The organism is Nonomuraea sp. SYSU D8015 (genome assembly GCF_008065375.1).
Taxonomy (GTDB): domain Bacteria; phylum Actinomycetota; class Actinomycetes; order Streptosporangiales; family Streptosporangiaceae; genus Nonomuraea.
Genome location: NZ_VJYI01000001.1, coordinates 1,263,665 through 1,280,438 on the forward strand (window position 1 = coordinate 1,263,665; position 16,774 = coordinate 1,280,438).

Annotated in this window: 18 protein-coding genes and 1 tRNA gene; 11 read left to right on the plus strand and 8 right to left on the minus strand. The window is 68.7% G+C overall.

Going from position 1 to position 16,774, the window contains the following annotated elements:
* The first annotated feature begins 10 nt into the window (after positions 1-10).
* From ID574_RS08220 to ID574_RS08230, 3 genes are all read left to right on the plus strand, one after another.
* Entirely contained in the window at positions 11-385 is a 375-nt protein-coding gene (locus ID574_RS08220; RefSeq protein ID WP_223166465.1) for a hypothetical protein, read from the plus strand.
* Entirely contained in the window at positions 372-824 is a 453-nt protein-coding gene (locus ID574_RS62710; protein WP_188188087.1) for a GIY-YIG nuclease family protein, read from the plus strand. Before ID574_RS08220 ends, ID574_RS62710 begins: the two co-directional genes overlap by 14 nt.
* Before the next feature lie 288 nt (positions 825-1,112).
* Positions 1,113-1,808, plus strand: a complete 696-nt coding sequence (locus ID574_RS08230) for a TRADD-N-associated membrane domain-containing protein (protein WP_188188088.1) — start codon at positions 1,113-1,115, stop codon at positions 1,806-1,808.
* 250 nt (positions 1,809-2,058) lie between these two features.
* On the opposite strand, the gene ID574_RS08235 is transcribed toward ID574_RS08230, so the two are convergent.
* Entirely contained in the window at positions 2,059-2,301 is a 243-nt protein-coding gene (locus ID574_RS08235) for a GntR family transcriptional regulator (protein ID WP_223166466.1), read from the minus strand.
* 342 nt (positions 2,302-2,643) lie between these two features.
* On the opposite strand from ID574_RS08235, the gene ID574_RS08240 reads away from it, so the two are divergent.
* The 5 genes from ID574_RS08240 to ID574_RS08260 all read left to right on the plus strand — a co-directional run bounded on the left by ID574_RS08240 (position 2,644) and on the right by ID574_RS08260 (position 7,330).
* The gene (locus tag ID574_RS08240) at positions 2,644-3,651 is read left to right on the plus strand and encodes a helix-turn-helix domain-containing protein (RefSeq protein ID WP_188188090.1); all 1,008 of its coding nucleotides are present in this window, start codon (positions 2,644-2,646) and stop codon (positions 3,649-3,651) included.
* Positions 3,543-4,325 carry an SAM-dependent methyltransferase gene (locus ID574_RS08245; RefSeq protein ID WP_188188091.1) on the plus strand — a complete coding sequence of 261 codons (783 nt, stop codon included), beginning with the start codon at positions 3,543-3,545 and terminating at the stop codon, positions 4,323-4,325. The genes ID574_RS08240 and ID574_RS08245 overlap by 109 nt, the downstream gene beginning before the upstream one ends.
* A 509-nt stretch (positions 4,326-4,834) precedes the next feature.
* Complete coding sequence (locus ID574_RS08250) at positions 4,835-5,128, plus strand: hypothetical protein (RefSeq protein WP_188188092.1); 294 nt, start codon at positions 4,835-4,837, stop codon at positions 5,126-5,128.
* A gap of 1 nt (position 5,129) precedes the next feature.
* Complete coding sequence (locus tag ID574_RS08255) at positions 5,130-6,029, plus strand: hypothetical protein (protein WP_188188093.1); 900 nt, start codon at positions 5,130-5,132, stop codon at positions 6,027-6,029.
* A 59-nt stretch (positions 6,030-6,088) separates the two neighbouring features.
* Positions 6,089-7,330 carry a tyrosine-type recombinase/integrase gene (locus tag ID574_RS08260; RefSeq protein ID WP_188188094.1) on the plus strand — a complete coding sequence of 414 codons (1,242 nt, stop codon included), beginning with the start codon at positions 6,089-6,091 and terminating at the stop codon, positions 7,328-7,330.
* Between the two features lie 222 nt (positions 7,331-7,552).
* Here ID574_RS08260 and ID574_RS08265 read toward each other — a convergent pair.
* Positions 7,553-7,627, minus strand: a tRNA-Val gene (locus tag ID574_RS08265).
* A 451-nt stretch (positions 7,628-8,078) separates the two neighbouring features.
* Here ID574_RS08265 and ID574_RS08270 point away from each other — a divergent pair.
* Positions 8,079-8,495 (plus strand): SsgA family sporulation/cell division regulator, encoded by a 417-nt coding sequence (locus ID574_RS08270; RefSeq protein ID WP_020547189.1) that lies wholly within the window; start codon positions 8,079-8,081, stop codon positions 8,493-8,495.
* Between the two features lie 54 nt (positions 8,496-8,549).
* Here ID574_RS08270 and ID574_RS08275 read toward each other — a convergent pair whose 3' ends face one another.
* Positions 8,550-9,122 (minus strand): DUF305 domain-containing protein, encoded by a 573-nt coding sequence (locus ID574_RS08275; RefSeq protein ID WP_223166467.1) that lies wholly within the window; start codon positions 9,120-9,122, stop codon positions 8,550-8,552.
* A gap of 119 nt (positions 9,123-9,241) precedes the next feature.
* Here ID574_RS08275 and ID574_RS08280 point away from each other — a divergent pair, with 119 nt between their 5' ends.
* Positions 9,242-10,633: an LVIVD repeat-containing protein gene (locus tag ID574_RS08280; protein ID WP_223166468.1), complete on the plus strand. Its 1,392-nt coding sequence runs from the start codon at positions 9,242-9,244 to the stop codon at positions 10,631-10,633.
* Here ID574_RS08280 and ID574_RS08285 read toward each other — a convergent pair.
* From ID574_RS08285 to ID574_RS08300, 4 genes are all read right to left on the minus strand, one after another.
* The gene (locus tag ID574_RS08285; protein ID WP_188188095.1) at positions 10,627-11,151 is read right to left on the minus strand and encodes a hypothetical protein; all 525 of its coding nucleotides are present in this window, start codon (positions 11,149-11,151) and stop codon (positions 10,627-10,629) included. The genes ID574_RS08280 and ID574_RS08285 overlap by 7 nt on opposite strands.
* Positions 11,152-11,284: 133 nt before the next feature.
* On the minus strand, positions 11,285-12,115 hold the full coding sequence (locus ID574_RS08290; protein WP_223166469.1) for an aminotransferase class IV: 831 nt from the start codon (positions 12,113-12,115) through the stop codon (positions 11,285-11,287).
* Positions 12,112-13,125: a chorismate-binding protein gene (locus ID574_RS08295; protein ID WP_188188096.1), complete on the minus strand. Its 1,014-nt coding sequence runs from the start codon at positions 13,123-13,125 to the stop codon at positions 12,112-12,114. Before ID574_RS08295 ends, ID574_RS08290 begins: the two co-directional genes overlap by 4 nt.
* Positions 13,092-14,009 (minus strand): LysR family transcriptional regulator, encoded by a 918-nt coding sequence (locus ID574_RS08300; RefSeq protein ID WP_188188097.1) that lies wholly within the window; start codon positions 14,007-14,009, stop codon positions 13,092-13,094. Before ID574_RS08300 ends, ID574_RS08295 begins: the two co-directional genes overlap by 34 nt.
* Positions 14,010-14,067: 58 nt before the next feature.
* Here ID574_RS08300 and ID574_RS08305 point away from each other — a divergent pair, with 58 nt between their 5' ends.
* Positions 14,068-15,234 carry a Rid family hydrolase gene (locus tag ID574_RS08305; RefSeq protein WP_223166470.1) on the plus strand — a complete coding sequence of 389 codons (1,167 nt, stop codon included), beginning with the start codon at positions 14,068-14,070 and terminating at the stop codon, positions 15,232-15,234.
* Here ID574_RS08305 and hutH read toward each other — a convergent pair.
* Entirely contained in the window at positions 15,215-16,765 is a 1,551-nt protein-coding gene (gene hutH / locus ID574_RS08310; protein WP_188188099.1) for a histidine ammonia-lyase, read from the minus strand. The genes ID574_RS08305 and hutH overlap by 20 nt on opposite strands.
* Positions 16,766-16,774 lie beyond the last annotated feature (9 nt).

The window sequence follows — 16,774 nt, forward strand, 5'->3', positions numbered from 1 at the left end:
GGGAGTTACCTTGCACGAGCCTGGCCGTATCTTCCGTGAGGCGTGGATCGCTGGTGTCCGCAAGCACTATCCGGGCGAGCCCAAGCCTGGGTACGTCACACCATGGGAGGAAATGCCCGAATGGGAGCGAGAGGCCGCAGCCCGGGTGGAAAGACAAGTATCCGCCTTCTGGGAGATAAGCCTCGGCCGCACGGCGAAACTCACCCGTGAGCAGCGAGGCCGGTTTATCGCGATCTGCTGGATCGCCCAGATGCACCTGCTCATCCCGAACCCGAAGCCGTCCTATGTGGCCGACTGGGCTGACCTGCCTGAGTGGCAGCGCGAGACCGACGCCGACATCTTCGACGCGATCGAGCAGTCGTTGACCGGGGTTGAGGTGCAATGAAGAGGCATGGAGGGGGGAGGCTGAGATCGTCTACCTGATTGGCAACCCTCAATCATCTCTATTTAAGATCGGCCGAACTGTCGATGTCACGCGTCGACTTGGCACAATCCAAAGCATGTCCCCTGTCCCTCTGGCCGTCCTGTGGACCCACTCTGGCGGCCGTGGACTGGAGTCCAACCTGCACCGCCACTTCGCGATATACCACTCACACGGCGAGTGGTACAACTTCGGCGATGAGGATGCGGTTGCACTGGTCGAAGAGGCGGTAGCGTCCAACGACTGGACGCTGACGGACCAGCCGGTGACTAGCCAGACCCTGTGTGCCGTTTGCCGACACGAGGCCGGATCTCATCGGCGCATCTCAGGATTAGCATGCAGCGCGACAGATCCAGACGGCGATTCCATTTGCGGGTGCCGCGGGTTCGCGACGCGCCGCTAGGAGCGCCGGTTGCCTAGTCATCGTTGTCCGATGTCTCGTTCTCTGCACCGCTTGCCGGGCAGCCCCCAGTCCCGCACCCTGTAGCGAAAGGGCATGACCGAACGTTTACCCTGTATGGACGATGCGACCGGGCCAGACCATACAGCGGGAGACGGGCGCGCGAGCACGTGGATCTCGCCCGATGGGATCAGGACCCGCGCAGAGTTCGTGAGCGCGTTGCGCGGACTGTGCAGGTATGGGGAGTCCGAATTTAGCCATGCCCAGATCGCGCGAGACTCCGGGGTCCACGTGTCGATCGTGTTCAGAATGCTGAGGGACGGGCGGCTGGCTGATCTGCCCATCATGCTCAGGATTCTGCGCGGACTCGGCCTTACTGAGGCCGACATCGAGGCTTGGGTGAAGGCATACGTAAGAGTCGTCGACGACTCCCGCCCGCCGCCACCTGTGTCCGGTACGACCAAGGCTGAGCAGGCTGCCCGGCGCGAACTGTCTGAGGCGGAGAGGGAACTCGCCGACGCCGACGAGTTGACGTTGCCGGCGTTGTGGAAGGTGACGCACGCCCGGCTGGACTACTACCACCAGATCGCCACTGGCCAGGCCCGTCAGTCGTTCCGCAACGCCCAGATCGCGATGGCTGTCGGGTTTGTCCTCCTGGTTGTCTTCGCCATCCTGGCCTTATATGCGCAGAGCACCGCAGCCGCGGTCGTCACTGGCGCGTTGGGCGCCACGTCGGCGGCGTTCGCTGCCTACATCGGCCGGACCTTCGTCCGCTCCCAGGAGGCCGCCGCCACCCACCTGCGCTCCTATTTCGATCAACCCCTTGAGTTCTCCCGCTACCTGGCGGCCGAACGCCTCCTAAACGGTATCGAGCGACTGGAGCCTGACCAGCGGGCCACCATCGCGGCCGACGTCCTCCGCGGCATCGTGCCGGCCGCGAACGCCCCCGGCTCAGACAATGACGACGCAGGGAAGGGATCAACGTGACATCAAGTCGTGTCTGGGGTTGAGTTCTCGGCGCCGTAGCTCCGGCATTTCGATCAGGTCACAGCCCGCTGAGCGTCGTGGTTGTGATGGCGGCTGCGGCGAGTGATCTTCTGAGGATGCGCACGACCTCCACGCAAGCAGCCTGGGCTCGTGCCGCCACGTCTCCGCATGGTCACATGCAGCTACCGAGCGATGCTCGGGCCTGCCGAGGTCCCTGTCCTTTTTGGGCGCGCCGTCGTCACCCCTCCCGTCATCCGTTCGGCAAGTTCTCTGACACGAAACTGCCGAGATGCGGCACTGTAGTGATCAAACCCTCTTCTCGCAGCGCTTTGACGGCTTTGCGGATGGTGTTGCGAGCAACGCCGAACTCCTGGACCAGGGTGGACTCCGAGGGCACGACCTGGCCAGGCCGGTATGTCCCCTCGATGATGCGGGTTTTCAGCACGTCTCTGACCTGCACCCACACGTACGCGTTGTCGCGGAACTCGATCACGGACAAACCGTACACGATCATGAACGAGGGTACTCAACCAGCGACGTCCGCGCTCGTGCATGAACGACCGTGAACGAGCATGATCAAGATTCCGAACATGGGTACGATCTGCAGCGGCGACACTATCCGTGCCGCTATAAGAGCCTTGCTTTTCGCCTCGGTTCAGGCCTCACGGCCCGGCGCGGACGGGCAGGTCAACGGCCCCTCCATCGCCCCGTGCAAATAAAAGCCCCATATACGCCCCTCCACGCAAATTCTGTGATCTCTACACACGGTGACCGAAGGTGGACACAGAGGGAAAACCGTGCGTAATCTCACCAAGCGCACACGTCGGGGAACCATTTGCGCAAGCGGCGAGTCTCCAGCGAGGACACGATGGCGAACGGCGACGGACGACAGCTAAGCGCCCGGCAAATGGTCGGCGCCCGGCTCCGCCACCTACGCCTCCACCGCAACCTCCTCCAGGAGACAGCCGCCAAAGCCATCAACGCATCGATCTCCAAAATCAGCCGAATCGAAGCCGGCATCCACCCGTTCCGGCGCGACGACCTCCTCAGATTGCTCACCCTGTACGGCATCCGCGACCACTTCCAGCAGGAAGCGCTGCTGTCCGTGGCCCTCGGCCACCGCGAACCCGGCTGGTGGGACAGCCACGACGTACCCCTGAAAGACGCCGTGCTGCTGCGCCACGAGCAGGTCGCCGACCTCATCCGCATCTACCAGCCGCATCTCGTGCCCGACCTGCTGCGCACCGAAGAGTACGCGCGGGCGGCATACCAGGCCCGCCACTACCCGTCGCCGAACCAGGCCGCCACGGAGGCCCACGTGACAACCGTGGCGCGCCGGCAGCAGACGCTCCGCGCCCGCGGCACCAGACTGTGGGCCGTCATCGACGAAGCGGCGCTCCTGCGGATCCCCGGCGGAGACCTCGACATGCACCTGCGGCAGCTCGACGCCCTGGCCGCCGCCAGCCAAACCCAGACGGTCACGATCCAGGTCATCCCCACGGCGTCGCCGTACCTTCCCGCCGCGGAGCCGTTCAGCATCTTCCGGGTGCCCGACGCGCACATCCTGACCGTGCACCGCTACACCGGCGACGAGATCACCGACCTGGCCGCAGCCGAACACTACGGCCTGCTGTTCGACCAACTCATCGGCGCGGCCGCCCGACGACGGGCGGAGACTTCGCAGATCCTCGCCGCCATCCGAAACCGCCTCCTCTCACCCTCAGGAGAAGCTTCATGGCCAGCACAGACGCCACCATCCCGTCCAGTGCCCGCATCTACGACTATCTCCTCGGCGGCCATCGCAACTACGCCGTCGACCGGGAGGCCGCCGAACTCTTCTTGAAGGCGTTCCCCAACGCACGCCAGAGCGCTCGAGCCACCCGCGGCTTCGCCCTACGTGCGGCCCGATGGATGGCCGAGCAAGGCATCACGCAGTTCCTCGACATCGGCTCCGGCCTGCCCACCGAACCGAACGTGCACGAGGTCGTCCGACAGGTTCATCCCGGCGCCCGGATCGTATATGTGGACAACGACGCGATCGTCATCGCGGAGGGGCAGGCGCTGCGCGACGAACCCGGCGTGATCACCGTCGAGGGGGATCTGCGCCGCCCAGCCGACATCCTCACCAACCCCAACGTGACCGGGCTGCTCGACCTCAGCCAGCCGCTAGGAGTTCTCACCGTCGCGATCTGGCACTTCATGCCCGACACCGCGCTCGAGCAGGCTCAGACCGAGTTGCGTAAAGGCCTGCCGCCCGGCAGCTACCTCGCGCTGTCGCACGGCTGCCTGGACACCACGCCGGCGGCCACGATCCGGGCCGCGGAAGCCCTGTACAAGCAGACCACGAATCCGCTGACGGCCCGCACCCGCGCCCAGATCGCGGCGCTGATGGACGGATACACGCTCGTCGAGCCCGGGCTGGTCGGCCTGCACGAGTGGCGGCCACGCCACGGAGACCCCTACCCGGAGCAGTCTGGAGAGGCGCTGGCCTGCGTCGGGATTCTCCGTTCAACGTGACAAGCATTCACGTTTTCCCGGATCGGCGGACGCATTTGGGTCTATTCCGCCCGTTTCGGGCATGACAGAAAACGATCGAACACCGGGGTAAGGCAATCCTTCCTCAAGCAGGTAATCGACTGTTTACGAGCTGGCGTACGCCATTAACTGACAGTCCCCATCCCGGAATACGGACATGGCGTACCTAGCGCCCACCTGCGAAGATGGTTGCAGGTAGTTGCAACAGCACCAACAGGAACTTTCCAGCAAATACGGCTTGACGTTCGAATCAGGCGAGCGTTTTGTGTCCTATACACGCAATACGGGCGAGGGATTCCGGACAAGTCCGCCTCTGCGCGGAGGGGCGCAGAAGCAGCAGGGGGTGAACGACCATCAACGGCGATGTCGACCACAAGCAGCACGAAGATCCAACACCCGGTCGCGCCGGCAACGCGTTAACAGAGGACATCGCGGACATCCGCGACATCCCGCCCGAAGCATGGAATCCAATCTTCGCGCAGCGGCGCATCATGGCGCTGACCGCCGAACTCGCAGACACCCAGGCGAAGCTCGACGACGCCCAAGCCCTGAACCACTACCTGATGACCATGGTGCGCAACCTCGAGGCCGAACTTCGCCGGCCGCTCGCGCCGCCACCCGAGGTTCAACGGGCCATGAGCGTACGCACCAGCCGCATGCACCCCATCACGATCACGGCAGGCGGACGGAAACTCGTCGTGGTCGCACCACCCGAAGGATTCGACGATCCAGTCGAGGTGTGGCGGAACGTCGTCGACTACTACGGCAGCGGGGGAGGGAACTGACATGGGCCGCCACCGGCTGAAGGACTACGACCTCGTCGAGGTATCGCCCGCGTACGCGCCCGCGGTCGCCCGCCGCGAACCGCCCGACGACCCCAACGGCCGGCTCATCATCGAGGTCGACGCGAGCCTGCGCGGCCAAGAACGCGAGGAAGCCATCGACGCCGCCCTCGAACCGGCCAAGCAGGGCTGGCTGGGCATCATCCCGGCGCCGCTGCTGGCGTTCGCGCACGAGCATCCCCGCGCCGCCGCAGCGATCGCCAGCGCCGGAGCCGCGGCGACAATCGGCATCGCAACGTTAACGATAACCAGCGTGCCTGACAGCCCCGGCGGCCAGCCGGGCGCGATCGCCGCGTCCGTGTCGCAGACCGCCGTAATCGTCCCGGCGTCGCCCGGCACACCCCCGCCGACCACTACGACCGGGCAGCCCTCACAGGGGCGTCCGGACCGTTCTGAGCCGCCGGCAGGCGGGGGACGTGACCCGCGCGGCAGCGACCGGCCAGCCCCCACATCGGAGACCGGCCGGCCGGTCACGGCGACACACCTGCCGCCCGCCCACCCGACGGCGGACCCGCAGGAGACTGTCGACCGGAAACCAGCACCACCCCCGGCCGCCTCCCCTACAGTGGACGCGCCACCACCAACACCCCGACCGGACCCGCTGCCTACCCGGCCGCCGGCCGCGCCGGTCCCATCGCCGACCCGGCCGCACGTCGACGTCGAGGCGGACGTCAAGGACCGCAAGGTCGGGGCCAAGGTCGGCGACCTGGACGTGGATGTGGACGTCGACGAGCTCGAAGTTGAGGTCGACGATGTGCTCAACGTCGACGTCAAGGAGCGGCAGGTCGGCGTCGGCGACCTGGAGGTCGACCTCGACAGGGTCCGCGACCGCCTGCGCCAGTAGGGAGAACCGCATCTCATGTCGTACATCCGCCAGTTCGGCGGCCTGGGCGAGGAGGGCTGATGGCGTACATCCGACGCATCCCTTCCGGCCTCTATCAGGCGACCGTCCGTTTGCCCAACGGCAAGCGGCGCACGAAGACGAACCGGTTGAAGTCGGTGGTCGACAAGTGGGCGCGCGACCTGGAAGCCAAGATCGCTCAGGGGGACACGCGCGACCCCCGTGCCGGGCAGATCAAGGTCGCCGACTGGCATGCGCGGGTCGTCGAGGCACGCGTCGTCGAGGCGCCGACGAAGGCGAAGAACGCATCCCTGTGGAAAACGCACTGCCTGCCGCAGTGGGGCGACTGGCCGATGGCCGCTGTCCAGCGAGTGGACGCCCAGCGGTGGGTGGGCCAGCTGCAGGAGACGAGGCGTGCCCGCCATCAGGGCAAGCCGGCCGACTTCTTCGACGACCCCGACGAGATCCCGACCCTGGCGGCCTCGACGATCCATGACATCGTCTACCTGATGTCGACCCTGTACCGGGCGGCGATGAAAGAGCATCCGCCGCTAGTGGTTGCCAACCCGTTCGGGGACCTCGACCTGCCTCGGAAGAACGCCACCCAGGTCGAGTTCTACGAGCGCACCGAAGCTGAGGCGCTGTACGCGGCTGTAGAGCGGCTACACGGCCCGAAGTGGCGGACCCTGGTCGAACTGGGCATGGACGTGGGTTTGCGGCCAGGCGAGGCGTACGGGCTGCACGGGCACCGCGTCGACTGGATCCGCGGCCTGCTGTCCGTGGTGGAGGTGGCCACCCGACAAGGGCTTCGGGAATATCCCAAGTCGATGAAGTCGAATCGGACCGTGCCTATCCCGGCCAAGACTCTCGAGGGCATGTCGCGGCTCATGGTGGGCCGGCCGAGGACCGCGCTGGTGTTCACGGCACCGGACGGCGGCGTGGTCGACGACGGCAACTTCCGCGACCGGATCTGGTATCCGGCGGTGGAGGCGGCTCGGCTGTGCGGCAACCGCTCCCCGCTCGAGGCCGGCGACGGCGAGACGTTCGCCGCGGGGGAGTGTGGCGTGATCTGCGACACGCCGGCGCACGGGATCCGACGCTTCCCGCCGAGGATCATGCGGCACACCGCGGCGTCGTGGTTAGTTCAGGCCGGCGTTCCGCTGTACGACGTGCAAGGCCTGCTCGGCCACGAATCGTTCGCGACGACCACCAGGTACAGCCACTTGGCGCCTGACGCCCACGACAAGGTGATCGCGGCGTGGCGGCGGCGTGGCGAGATGCCCGCCGAGCGTCAGCCGGGCTGATTTTTACCGAGCCCCAGGTCCTGGCAAGAGGATCTTGTTACCGAATCGTGCTGATCGCATCGCGGTAGATCACGATCTCCGGCTCTGGTCACTCTGTGTGCACTTCGCGGCGGTCTGACCGTCTTCGGCGTGCGTCAGGATTTTGCGCTCGTGACGCACCTACGACGCACGATCATCAAAAGGGCCCGATCCCACTGGTGTGGGACCGGGCCTCTGACGTGCTGGTGGGCGATACTGGGATCGAACCAGTGACCTCTTCGGTGTGAACGAAGCGCTCTCCCGCTGAGCTAATCGCCCGCCCTGCCGGCTCCTCACGGTGCCGACGGGGAAAACCATACCGCACTCTGGCACCTGCTGGCGAAGCGAAGCGATCGGGGAGGGGGCGGCAGAGGATGGCGACGGGAGGATTCAGGGTGAAAGGCGGCGGTTGCCCACCGGCGACAGGGGTCGGTGACATACCATCGTCGTGTTCCGGTAGGCATCGATCGCGATCTTTCGAGAGAAACGTTCATGGTCGGCGTGTCCGGGGCAGGCTGACAACACGCAAAACCCTTGCAAATACGACCCGATTGATGCCGTTTAGCCTGGTAGATGCCTAAATGTCCAGCTGTGATGTGCGTTACAGAAGGCCCCTGAAGCGGAATCTTTCCTACAGGTTTCTTCGTTCCGCGTCATAGCTCAGGACGAAGTCCGTCAGAGCAGTGAAAGCCCCGTAGAGGGGACCTTCGACGAAAAGGTTTGGCTGACGATGAACAGCACCACCGTCTCCGCCGAGCTTGGCCTTCGGCTTGTGGTCCCCGACCGTACTACCGTCCCCCTGCTCGCCGGACTGAGTTACACAGCCGACGACCCGTATGCCATCCGCATGGCCTTCCACGTAGGGAACGACGAGCCGGTCGAGTGGATCTTCGCCCGCGAGTTGCTGACCGTGGGCATCGTGAGGCGGGTCGGCGACGGCGACGTGCAGGTCTGGCCGGCGCGCGCCGACGGCGAGCGCACGCTCCACATCAGTCTCACGTCCCCGTTCGGGCAGGCGCTCTTCGAGGTGCCGCTGGCTCCTCTCACCGAGTTCCTGCATCGCACCTACGAGAAGGTGCCGGCCGGCCGCGAGACCGACTTCATGGATCTGGACGCCGAGCTGACCAACATGCTCTGGCCCTCCTGAGCTCCCCGCAGGCATCCCCCGTACGACCCCGTCACGCGCGGGGTCGTTCGTCGTTCACGGGAGCGACTCCAGGGCCTTCTTCATGCGGGCGATCTCGATGCTCTGCCCTGAGTAGACGTCCTTGGCCATCATCCTCATGCGCTGGTCCTTGCCGCCGGCCAGCTCCTCGCCGGCCATCTTCACCGCGCCCTCGTGGTGCCTGGTCATCAGCTGCAGGAACATGCGGTCGAAGGCGGAGCCCCTGGCGGCGCGCAGCGCGTTGAGCTCCTCCTGCGAGGCCATCCCGTACCCGGCCGCCTGGTCGTGCGCGTGCTCGCCCGGGACCGGGCGGCCGAGCTCGGCGAGCCAGCCGGTCATGGCTTGGATCTCCGGGGTCTGGGCGGCGGTGATCGAGCGGGCGAACGCGTGGATGACCGGCGTGGTGGTGCGGTCGTTCACGAGGGAGGTCATCTCCAGGGCCTGGCGGTGGTGGGGGATCATGGCCTCCGCGAAGCGCACGTCAGCGGCCACCGCCGACTTCGCCTTATGCCCGATCCGCTCCCCCGGCGTCGCCGTGCGCGCCGGGGCTCCCGGGCTCCCAGGCACCAGGACGGGCGCGTCCGTCCCGATGGGCGAAGGCTGCTGCACGGGCTCCTGAGAGCAGGCGGTAAGCGTCAATATCGCCATAACCATGACGAAGACGGTACGCATCCACGAACCTGCTGACATAGCTTCCATAGTGGACTACAAGACAAAGGGGTTACGCGTTGATCTCTGCCAAGTTGCGCGGAGCGGTGTTGTGTGCGGCGCTCATGCTGGTCTCCGCCTGCGCGGCGGGCCCTCAGGCAGGAGAGGGGCCGGCGACACCCGCGACCACGTCGCAGGAGACCAGCGCTCCAGCCGGCAGGGCCACCGGCACCGCGACAGGCGGTGTCATGATGAGTGACAACATCAAGCAGGTGGCCCACGTGCCGAGGACCGCTCCCTTCGACGGGACGGACGATATCAACACCGACCTGGCCTTCCAGGGCGACTACGCCTATGTGGGCAACTTCGGTGGTTTTTCAATCTATGACATCAGCGATCCCACCAAGCCGCAGATCGTGAGCCAGGTGGCCTGCCCGGCACAGCAGAACGATGTCACGATCCACGAGAACCTGCTGATCCTGTCCATCGACGAGCCGCGGGCCGGCCCCGAGTGCGACGCGGGGGAGAACGAGAGGAGCTGGGAGGGCCTGCGGATCTTCGACGTGAGCGACAAGAAGAGCCCGCGGTACGTCGGCGCGGTCCAGACCGAGTGCGGCTCCCACACGCACACGATGGTGCCCGCCCAGGACAGCCTGTACGTGTACGTCTCGTCCCCCGGCCCCGAGCCCGACTCGAAGACCTGCCCGGCCCCGCACGAGCTCATCCAGATCGTAGAAGTCCCGCTAAAGTCGCCTCAATCCGCAAAAATCGTGGCGAAGCCGGACATCTTCCCTGAGCGGCAGCACTCCGAGTTCGCCTCCGGCTGCCACGACATCACCGCCTACCCGGAGAAGAAGCTCGCCGCGGCCGCCTGCTTCGGCGACGGCGTGCTGCTCGACATCTCCGACCCGGTGAACCCGAAGGTGCTCCAGCAGCTCACCGACCAGGAGAACTTCCAGATCTGGCACTCGGCGACGTTCAACAACGACGGGACGAAGGTCGTGTTCGGCGACGAGCTGGGCGGCGGCGGCCAGGCCACATGCGACCGCAACACGCCGAACACGAAGGGCGCCAACGCCGTCTACGACCTGGTGAACGGCAAGCTGGAGAAGCGCGGCTACTTCAAGATCCCGCGGGAGCAGCAGCCGGAGGAGAACTGCGTGGCCCACAACGGCTCCCTGATCCCGGTGCCCGGCAAGGACATCATGGTGCAGGCCTGGTACCAGGGCGGCGTGTCGATCTGGGACTTCACCGACTCGGCGAACCCCAAGGAGATCGGCTACTTCGAGCGCGGCCCGAACCGGCAGGCCGGCATCGCGGGCTCCTGGTCGGCCTACTACTACAACGGCTACATCTACTCCAGCGACATCATGGAGGGCCTGGACGTCCTCGAGATCGACGATCCGCTCACCGACCCGGCCAAGAAGGTCAAGATGGACGACTTCAACGTCCAGACCCAGAAGAGCTACTGAGGCATCTCCTGGGGCCATGAGTGCGTCGACCGCGCCGCCGCCCCTGTGATGGCGGCGCCGTCGAGGCGCACCCGCTCGGGACGGATGCCGGCCCACGGCCATTCGACCGTCAGCAGGAAGTCCTGCGGCGGCGGCAGCGGGAACAACCACAACGGCATCTGGTAGAGGGTGAACGACGCGTCGCCGCGCACTCCTCCGGGAAACCAGGAGAGGCTCGGCGGCGCGCAGTCGTGGTCCTTGCCGGAGTCCACCTCGACGCCGTTCGCGTAGCGCAGGCTGACGTGCAGGGACGTGCTCTCCTCGCCCGAGAACGCCGAGTCGAGCTGCAGCGCCAGGCTGCGCGGAGCGGCGGCGTTGCGGGCCACGACGTCGAGGCTGAGCAGGCAGCCGGAGGTGTAGGCGTGGATCATCGGCAGCCGCACGGCCAGGGCCGGGGTGCGGGCGAGCACGCGCTCCACCGTGACGATCGCGCCCATCTCAGAAATCGGCGGCAGCGGCGCGCCGCCATCCCCACTCATCCGGACCCTCCATTGATCGGAGGCGATGTTGCCGGGAATCCTAACGTCGCCGTTCGATCGCGCGCGAGGAGAACGCCGGAACGCAGGGCGAATGGAGGAGGCCCCGCCCTGGTGAGGGGCGGGGCCGGGACGATCACGGGTCGAGGTCGGCGGCCGAGCGCTCGGCGAAGACGCGCATGGCCTTGGTGGTGATCGGGCCGGGGGCCACTGGCAGCTCGGTGTCGTCCACCAGCTTGATCGGCTGGACGTCGCGGGTGGTGGAGGTGAGGAACGCCTCCTCGGCCTCGTAGAGCGCCGACAGCGGGACGTCGGTCTCCTCGCCGCCGAACCATTCGAGCACCAGCGCCCGGGTGACGCCGGCCAGGCAGCCGGACTCCAGGGTGGGGGTGAGCAGGCGGCCGTCGCGGACGATGAAGATGTTGGAGCCGGTGCCCTCGCAGAGGTCGCCGGCGAGGTTGCCGAAGATCGCCTCGCCGCCGCCGCGCTTCTTGGCGTGCAGCAGCGCCTTGGCGTTGTCGCCGTAGGAGGTGCTCTTGACGCCGGCCAGGGCGCCGCGCTCGTTGCGCGGCCAGGGGACCACGGCGACGTTGGCGGTGGCGGGGAACGGCTTCTGCTCGTCCACGATGACGATGGCGGTGGTGCCCTGGTCGCCGCGGTCGGAGCCGAGCGGCCCCGGGCCGCTGGTGTAGGTGACCCGGATGCGGCCCAGCTCCCAGGCGGGCGCGGCCTCCAGGCACGCGGCGACGCCGTCGGCGATGGCCGCGAGGTCGGGCTCGGGCAGCTCCATGCGCTGGGCGGAGAGCTTGAGCCGGTCGAGATGCCGGGTGAGCGCGAACGACTTGCCGTTCACGATCTTGATGGTCTCGAACACGCCGTCGCCGACCATCAGACCGTGGTCGAAGACCGAGACGCTGGCCCGCGCGGGGTCGACGAGCTCCCCGTTGACCCAGACAGGGATGTTCATTCATTTCCTCCTGTGGATGCCAGTGCGATGAGCCTGGCTGCCTTGAGCTCGGTCTCGAGCCACTCGCGCCCGGGGTCGCTGCCCCACGTGATGCCCGCTCCCGTGCCGAACCGGATCTCGCCTGCCGAGATCCAGAATGTTCTGATGCCCACGGCCAGCGCCGCCCTCTTCCGATCGGCGTCGACCCAGCCCACGGCCCCACAGTACGGCCCGCGAGGTGCTGGTTCGAGCTCATTGATGATGCGCAGCGCCGACGATTTGGGCGCGCCCGTGACGGATCCGGGCGGGAACGTCGCGGCGAACAGCCCGGGCCAGCCCACCCCGGGCGCCAGCCGGGCGCGCACGGTGGAGACGAGGTGGACCAGCCCGGGATGGGCCTCGACCGCGCACAGCGACGGCACCTCGACGGAGCCGACGGCGGCGACCCGGCCCAGGTCGTTGCGGACCAGGTCGACGATCATGACGTTCTCGGCGTAGTCCTTGTCGAGCAGGTCGCCGGCGGTGGCGCCGGTGCCCTTGATCGGCCTGGACTCCACGACGTCGCCGTCACGCGACAGGTAGAGCTCCGGCGAGGCCGACACGACACTGAGCCCGGGGACGCGGATCACGCCCCCGTAAGGGGCGGGGTTGCCGGCGGCGAGCCTGGCGGCCAGGGCGAGGAGGTCGGCGTCGGGCGGGACGGGCGCGGTCAGGATCCGGCACAGGTTCGCCTGGTAGACCTCGCCCTGCTCGATGTAGCCGCGGATGGTCCGCACGCCGCGCTCGTAGGCGTCCCGGCCGAGCGAGCTGCGCCACTGGCCGGGGTGCGGCCCGTGCCAGGGGGCGGCCGGCTCGGGCAGGGGCGCCCGGCGCACCCGGTCGAACCGGGCGCACGTCACCTTGCCCTCGTAGTCGACGACGACGGCCCACCAGCCCTCGCCGTCGAGCGCGGCGAGGTCGGAGGTCACGTCTCGCAGACCGGTGGCGAGAGTGTGACCTAAATGGGCGAAGCCGTCGTACACACTTCCCATTCTCCCAGCAAATCGAGGAGCTCCAGCGTCGCGGGCAGGGGATCCTCGGGCAGGGCCGCGTAAACCTTGCGCATCGGCGCCATTCCGCGCAGCGGCCGCAGCACCAGATCGGGCGGTACGGCCCGCGCCGCGAGCTCCGGCACGAGCGTCACGCCGAGCCCGGCGGCGACGAAACCGAACTTGCCCGACCATTCGGCCACCCGCAGCCCGCTGCGCGGCGTGAACCCGGCGGCCGCGCACGCGGTGACCAGCAGCGTGGGCTGGCCGCGCGGGGCCGCCTCGATCCAGGTCTCCCCGGCCAGGTCGCGCAGGTCCACGTCGGCCTCGCCGGCCAGCCGGTGACCGCGGGGCAGCGCGACGAACAGGCGGTCCTCGCCCAGCAGCACGGTCCGCGGCGCGTCGGCGGGCAGCCCGGACGGATAGTCGCTGATCACCGCCACGTCCAGCGCCCCGGCGCGCAGCCGCTCCATCAGATGCCCGGTGAGCCCCTCGACCAGGCGCAGCTCGACGTGCGGCCGCCGCTCGGCGAAGCGCTTCAAGGTCTGCGGGACGAGATCCACGTTGGCGGTGGCGAACGCGCCCACGCGCAGCGTGCCGCCCCGGCCGCCGTGGATGGCGGCCAGCTCCTCGCCCGCCCGTTCCAGCCGGTCCAGGACGGCGACGGCGTGGCGGTGCAGGGCGGCGCCGGCGGGCGTCAGCCGCACGCCCCGGGCCAGGCGCTCGAAGAGCGGCCCGCCGGCGGCGCGCTCCAGCGCCGCGACGCGGCGGGAGACCGCCGACTGGGTGTAGCCGAGCAGCTCGGCGGCGGCGGTGAACGATCCGCTCCGCGCCACCTCGTCGAAGAGGCGCAGCGCGGCGGTGTCAAAGGCATTCACGTCAAGCATGGCTGGTATGCAATCTAGTCGGTGGTGGAATACCTCGCATCCGGGTTCACTGGGGCCCGTGATTGCTTTTCTCGGACAAGGGCGCATGGGCGCCCCCATGGCTCGGCGGCTGGTTGCGGCCGGGCACCAGGTGACGACGTGGCGGCGCGGCGCCGGAGTCTCCGCCGCCGCCGCGGTGGAGGGCGCGGACCTGGTCATCACGATGCTCAGCGACCCGGCCGCGGTACGCGAGGTGCTGACGGCGGCGCTGCCGGGGCTGCGTCCCGGCGCGACGGTGGTCGAGATGTCCACGATCGGCCCGGAGGCGGTGCGGGAGCTGCGGGCGCTGCTGCCGCCCTCGGTGGCGCTGGTGGACGCGCCGGTGCTGGGCAGCGTCGGGCCCGCCGCCGAGGGCACGCTGACCGTGCTCGCGGGCGGCGACGTGTCGGGCTGCCGCGAGGTGCTGTCGGTGTTCGGGTCCGTGCGGGAGCTCGGGCCGCTGGGGGCCGGCGCGGCCATGAAGATCGCCGTCATGAGCGCGATGGTGCCCGCGCACGTGCTGCTGGCGGAGACGTACGCGTACGGCGAGGCGCACGGCGTGGACCGCGAGGCGCTGGCCGACGTGCTGGCGGGGACCCCGCTCGGCGTGCTGGCGGAGCGGCTGCGCGCCCCGTCGAAGGAGACCCGCTACTCGCTGGCGCACGCGGCGAAGGACCTGGAGCTGGGCGCCTGGGAGGGCGCGTCGCTGGCCACGGCCGCCCGGGCGCGGCTGCAGGAGGCGCGGGCGGCCGGACTCGGCGAGCGCGACCTGACCGCGATCGCCGAGCACGTCGCAGATCCTCCCGGACCGCGCGCCGTGCCGCTCAACCCGTCGACGGTCCCGGCCACGAACGGCATGTACTCGCACGCCGTCCGGGTCGGCGACATGCTCTACGTCTCCGGCCAGGCGGCCTTCGACGAGCAGGGGAACCTCGTCGGCGAGGGCTCCATGGCGGCCCAGGCCGAGCACGTCTTCCAGGTGATCGGGCGCATCCTGGCCGATCAGGGGGCCACGTTCGACGACATCGCGTTCATCAGGACGTACCTGACGGACATGGACGCCCGCGCGGAGTACGGCGCGGTGCGCCGCAAGTACATCACCGGCACACCCCCGGCCAGCACGACCGTCGAGGTGTCGAAGCTGTTCATGCCGGGGCTGCTGCTCGAAGTGGACCTGATCGTGGCGCTCAGGCCAGGGCGCCCGTGACGGACTCGGCCGCCGCCACCACGCCGCCGTCGGCCACCAGGCGGACGGCGGAGTCGATCTCCGGCGCCAGGAACCGGTCGGGGCCCGGGGCGGGCACGGTCTCGCGCAGGGCCTTCACCACGGCCGCCGTGGCGGGCGCGGGCTCCAGGGGCGCGCGCAGGTCCAGCGCGCGGGCGGCGGTGAGGACCTCGATCGCCAGCACGCGCGTGAGCCCGTCGATCGACCTGCGCAGCTTGCGCGCGGCCGACCACCCCATGGACACGTGGTCCTCCTGCATGGCCGAGCTGGGGATGGAGTCGACGCTCGCGGGCACGGCCAGCCGCTTCAGCTCGGAGACGATCGCCGCCTGGGTGTATTGAGCGATCATGTGCCCGGAGTCGACGCCGGGGTCGTCGGCCAGGAACGCGGGCAGCCCGTGGTTGCGGGCCACGTCCAGGAACCGGTCGGTGCGGCGTTCGGACATCGAGGCCAGGTCGGCGGCCACGACGGCGAGGAAGTCCAGGACGTACGCGATCGGCGCGCCGTGGAAGTTGCCGTTGGACTCGACGCGGCCGTCGGCGAGCACGGCCGGGTTGTCGACGGCGCTGGCCAGCTCCCAGCCGGCGACGGTGGCGGCGTGCGCGATCGTGTCGCGGGCGGCGCCGGCGACCTGCGGCGCGCAGCGCAGCGAGTAGGCGTCCTGGACCCGGGTGCACGCCTCCGGGTCGCGGTGGCTGGCCATGATGCCGGAATCCCGCAGGATCTTCATCATGTTGGCGGCCGACAGCGCCTGGCCCGGGTGGGGGCGCAGGGCCTGCAGCTCCGGCATGAACACCCGGTCGGTGCCCAGCAGCGCCTCCACGCTCATCGCGGCGCTCACGTCGGCCGTCCTGACGAGCTTGGTGAGGTCGTCGATGGCGAGGACGAGCATGCCGAGCATGCCGTCGGTGCCGTTGATGAGCGCCAGGCCCTCCTTGGCGGCCAGCTCGACGGGCTCGATGTGGGCCTGCTTGAGCGCCTCGGCCGCCGGCTGGACGTTGCCGTCGGCGTCGCGTACGACGCCCTCGCCCATGAGCGTGAGGGCGACGTGCGCGAGCGGCGCGAGGTCGCCCGAGCAGCCGAGGCTGCCGTACTCGTGGACGATCGGCGTGATGCCCGCGCTGATCAGCGCGGCCAGGGTCTTGGCGGTGCCAGGCCTGATGCCGGTGTGGCCGGAGGCCAGCGTGCGCAGGCGCAGCAGCATGAGGGCGCGCACGACCTCGGTCTCCACCTCGGGGCCGCTGCCGGCCGCGTGGGAGCGGACGAGGGAACGCTGGAGCTGGGTGCGCAGCGCCGGGTCGATGTGCCGGGTGGCCAGCGCTCCGAAGCCGGTCGAGACGCCGTACGCGGGCAGCGGGCTCTCGGCCAGCTCGTCCACCCGCTGGCGGGCGGCCGACATGGCGGCCACAGCGTCGTCGGTGAGCCGGACGGCGGCCCCGTGCCGGGCCACGTTGATCACTTCCTGGAACGTCAGGGGCTCCGGGCCGACGTTCACGACTCCGTTGTCGCGCATGGTGGGACT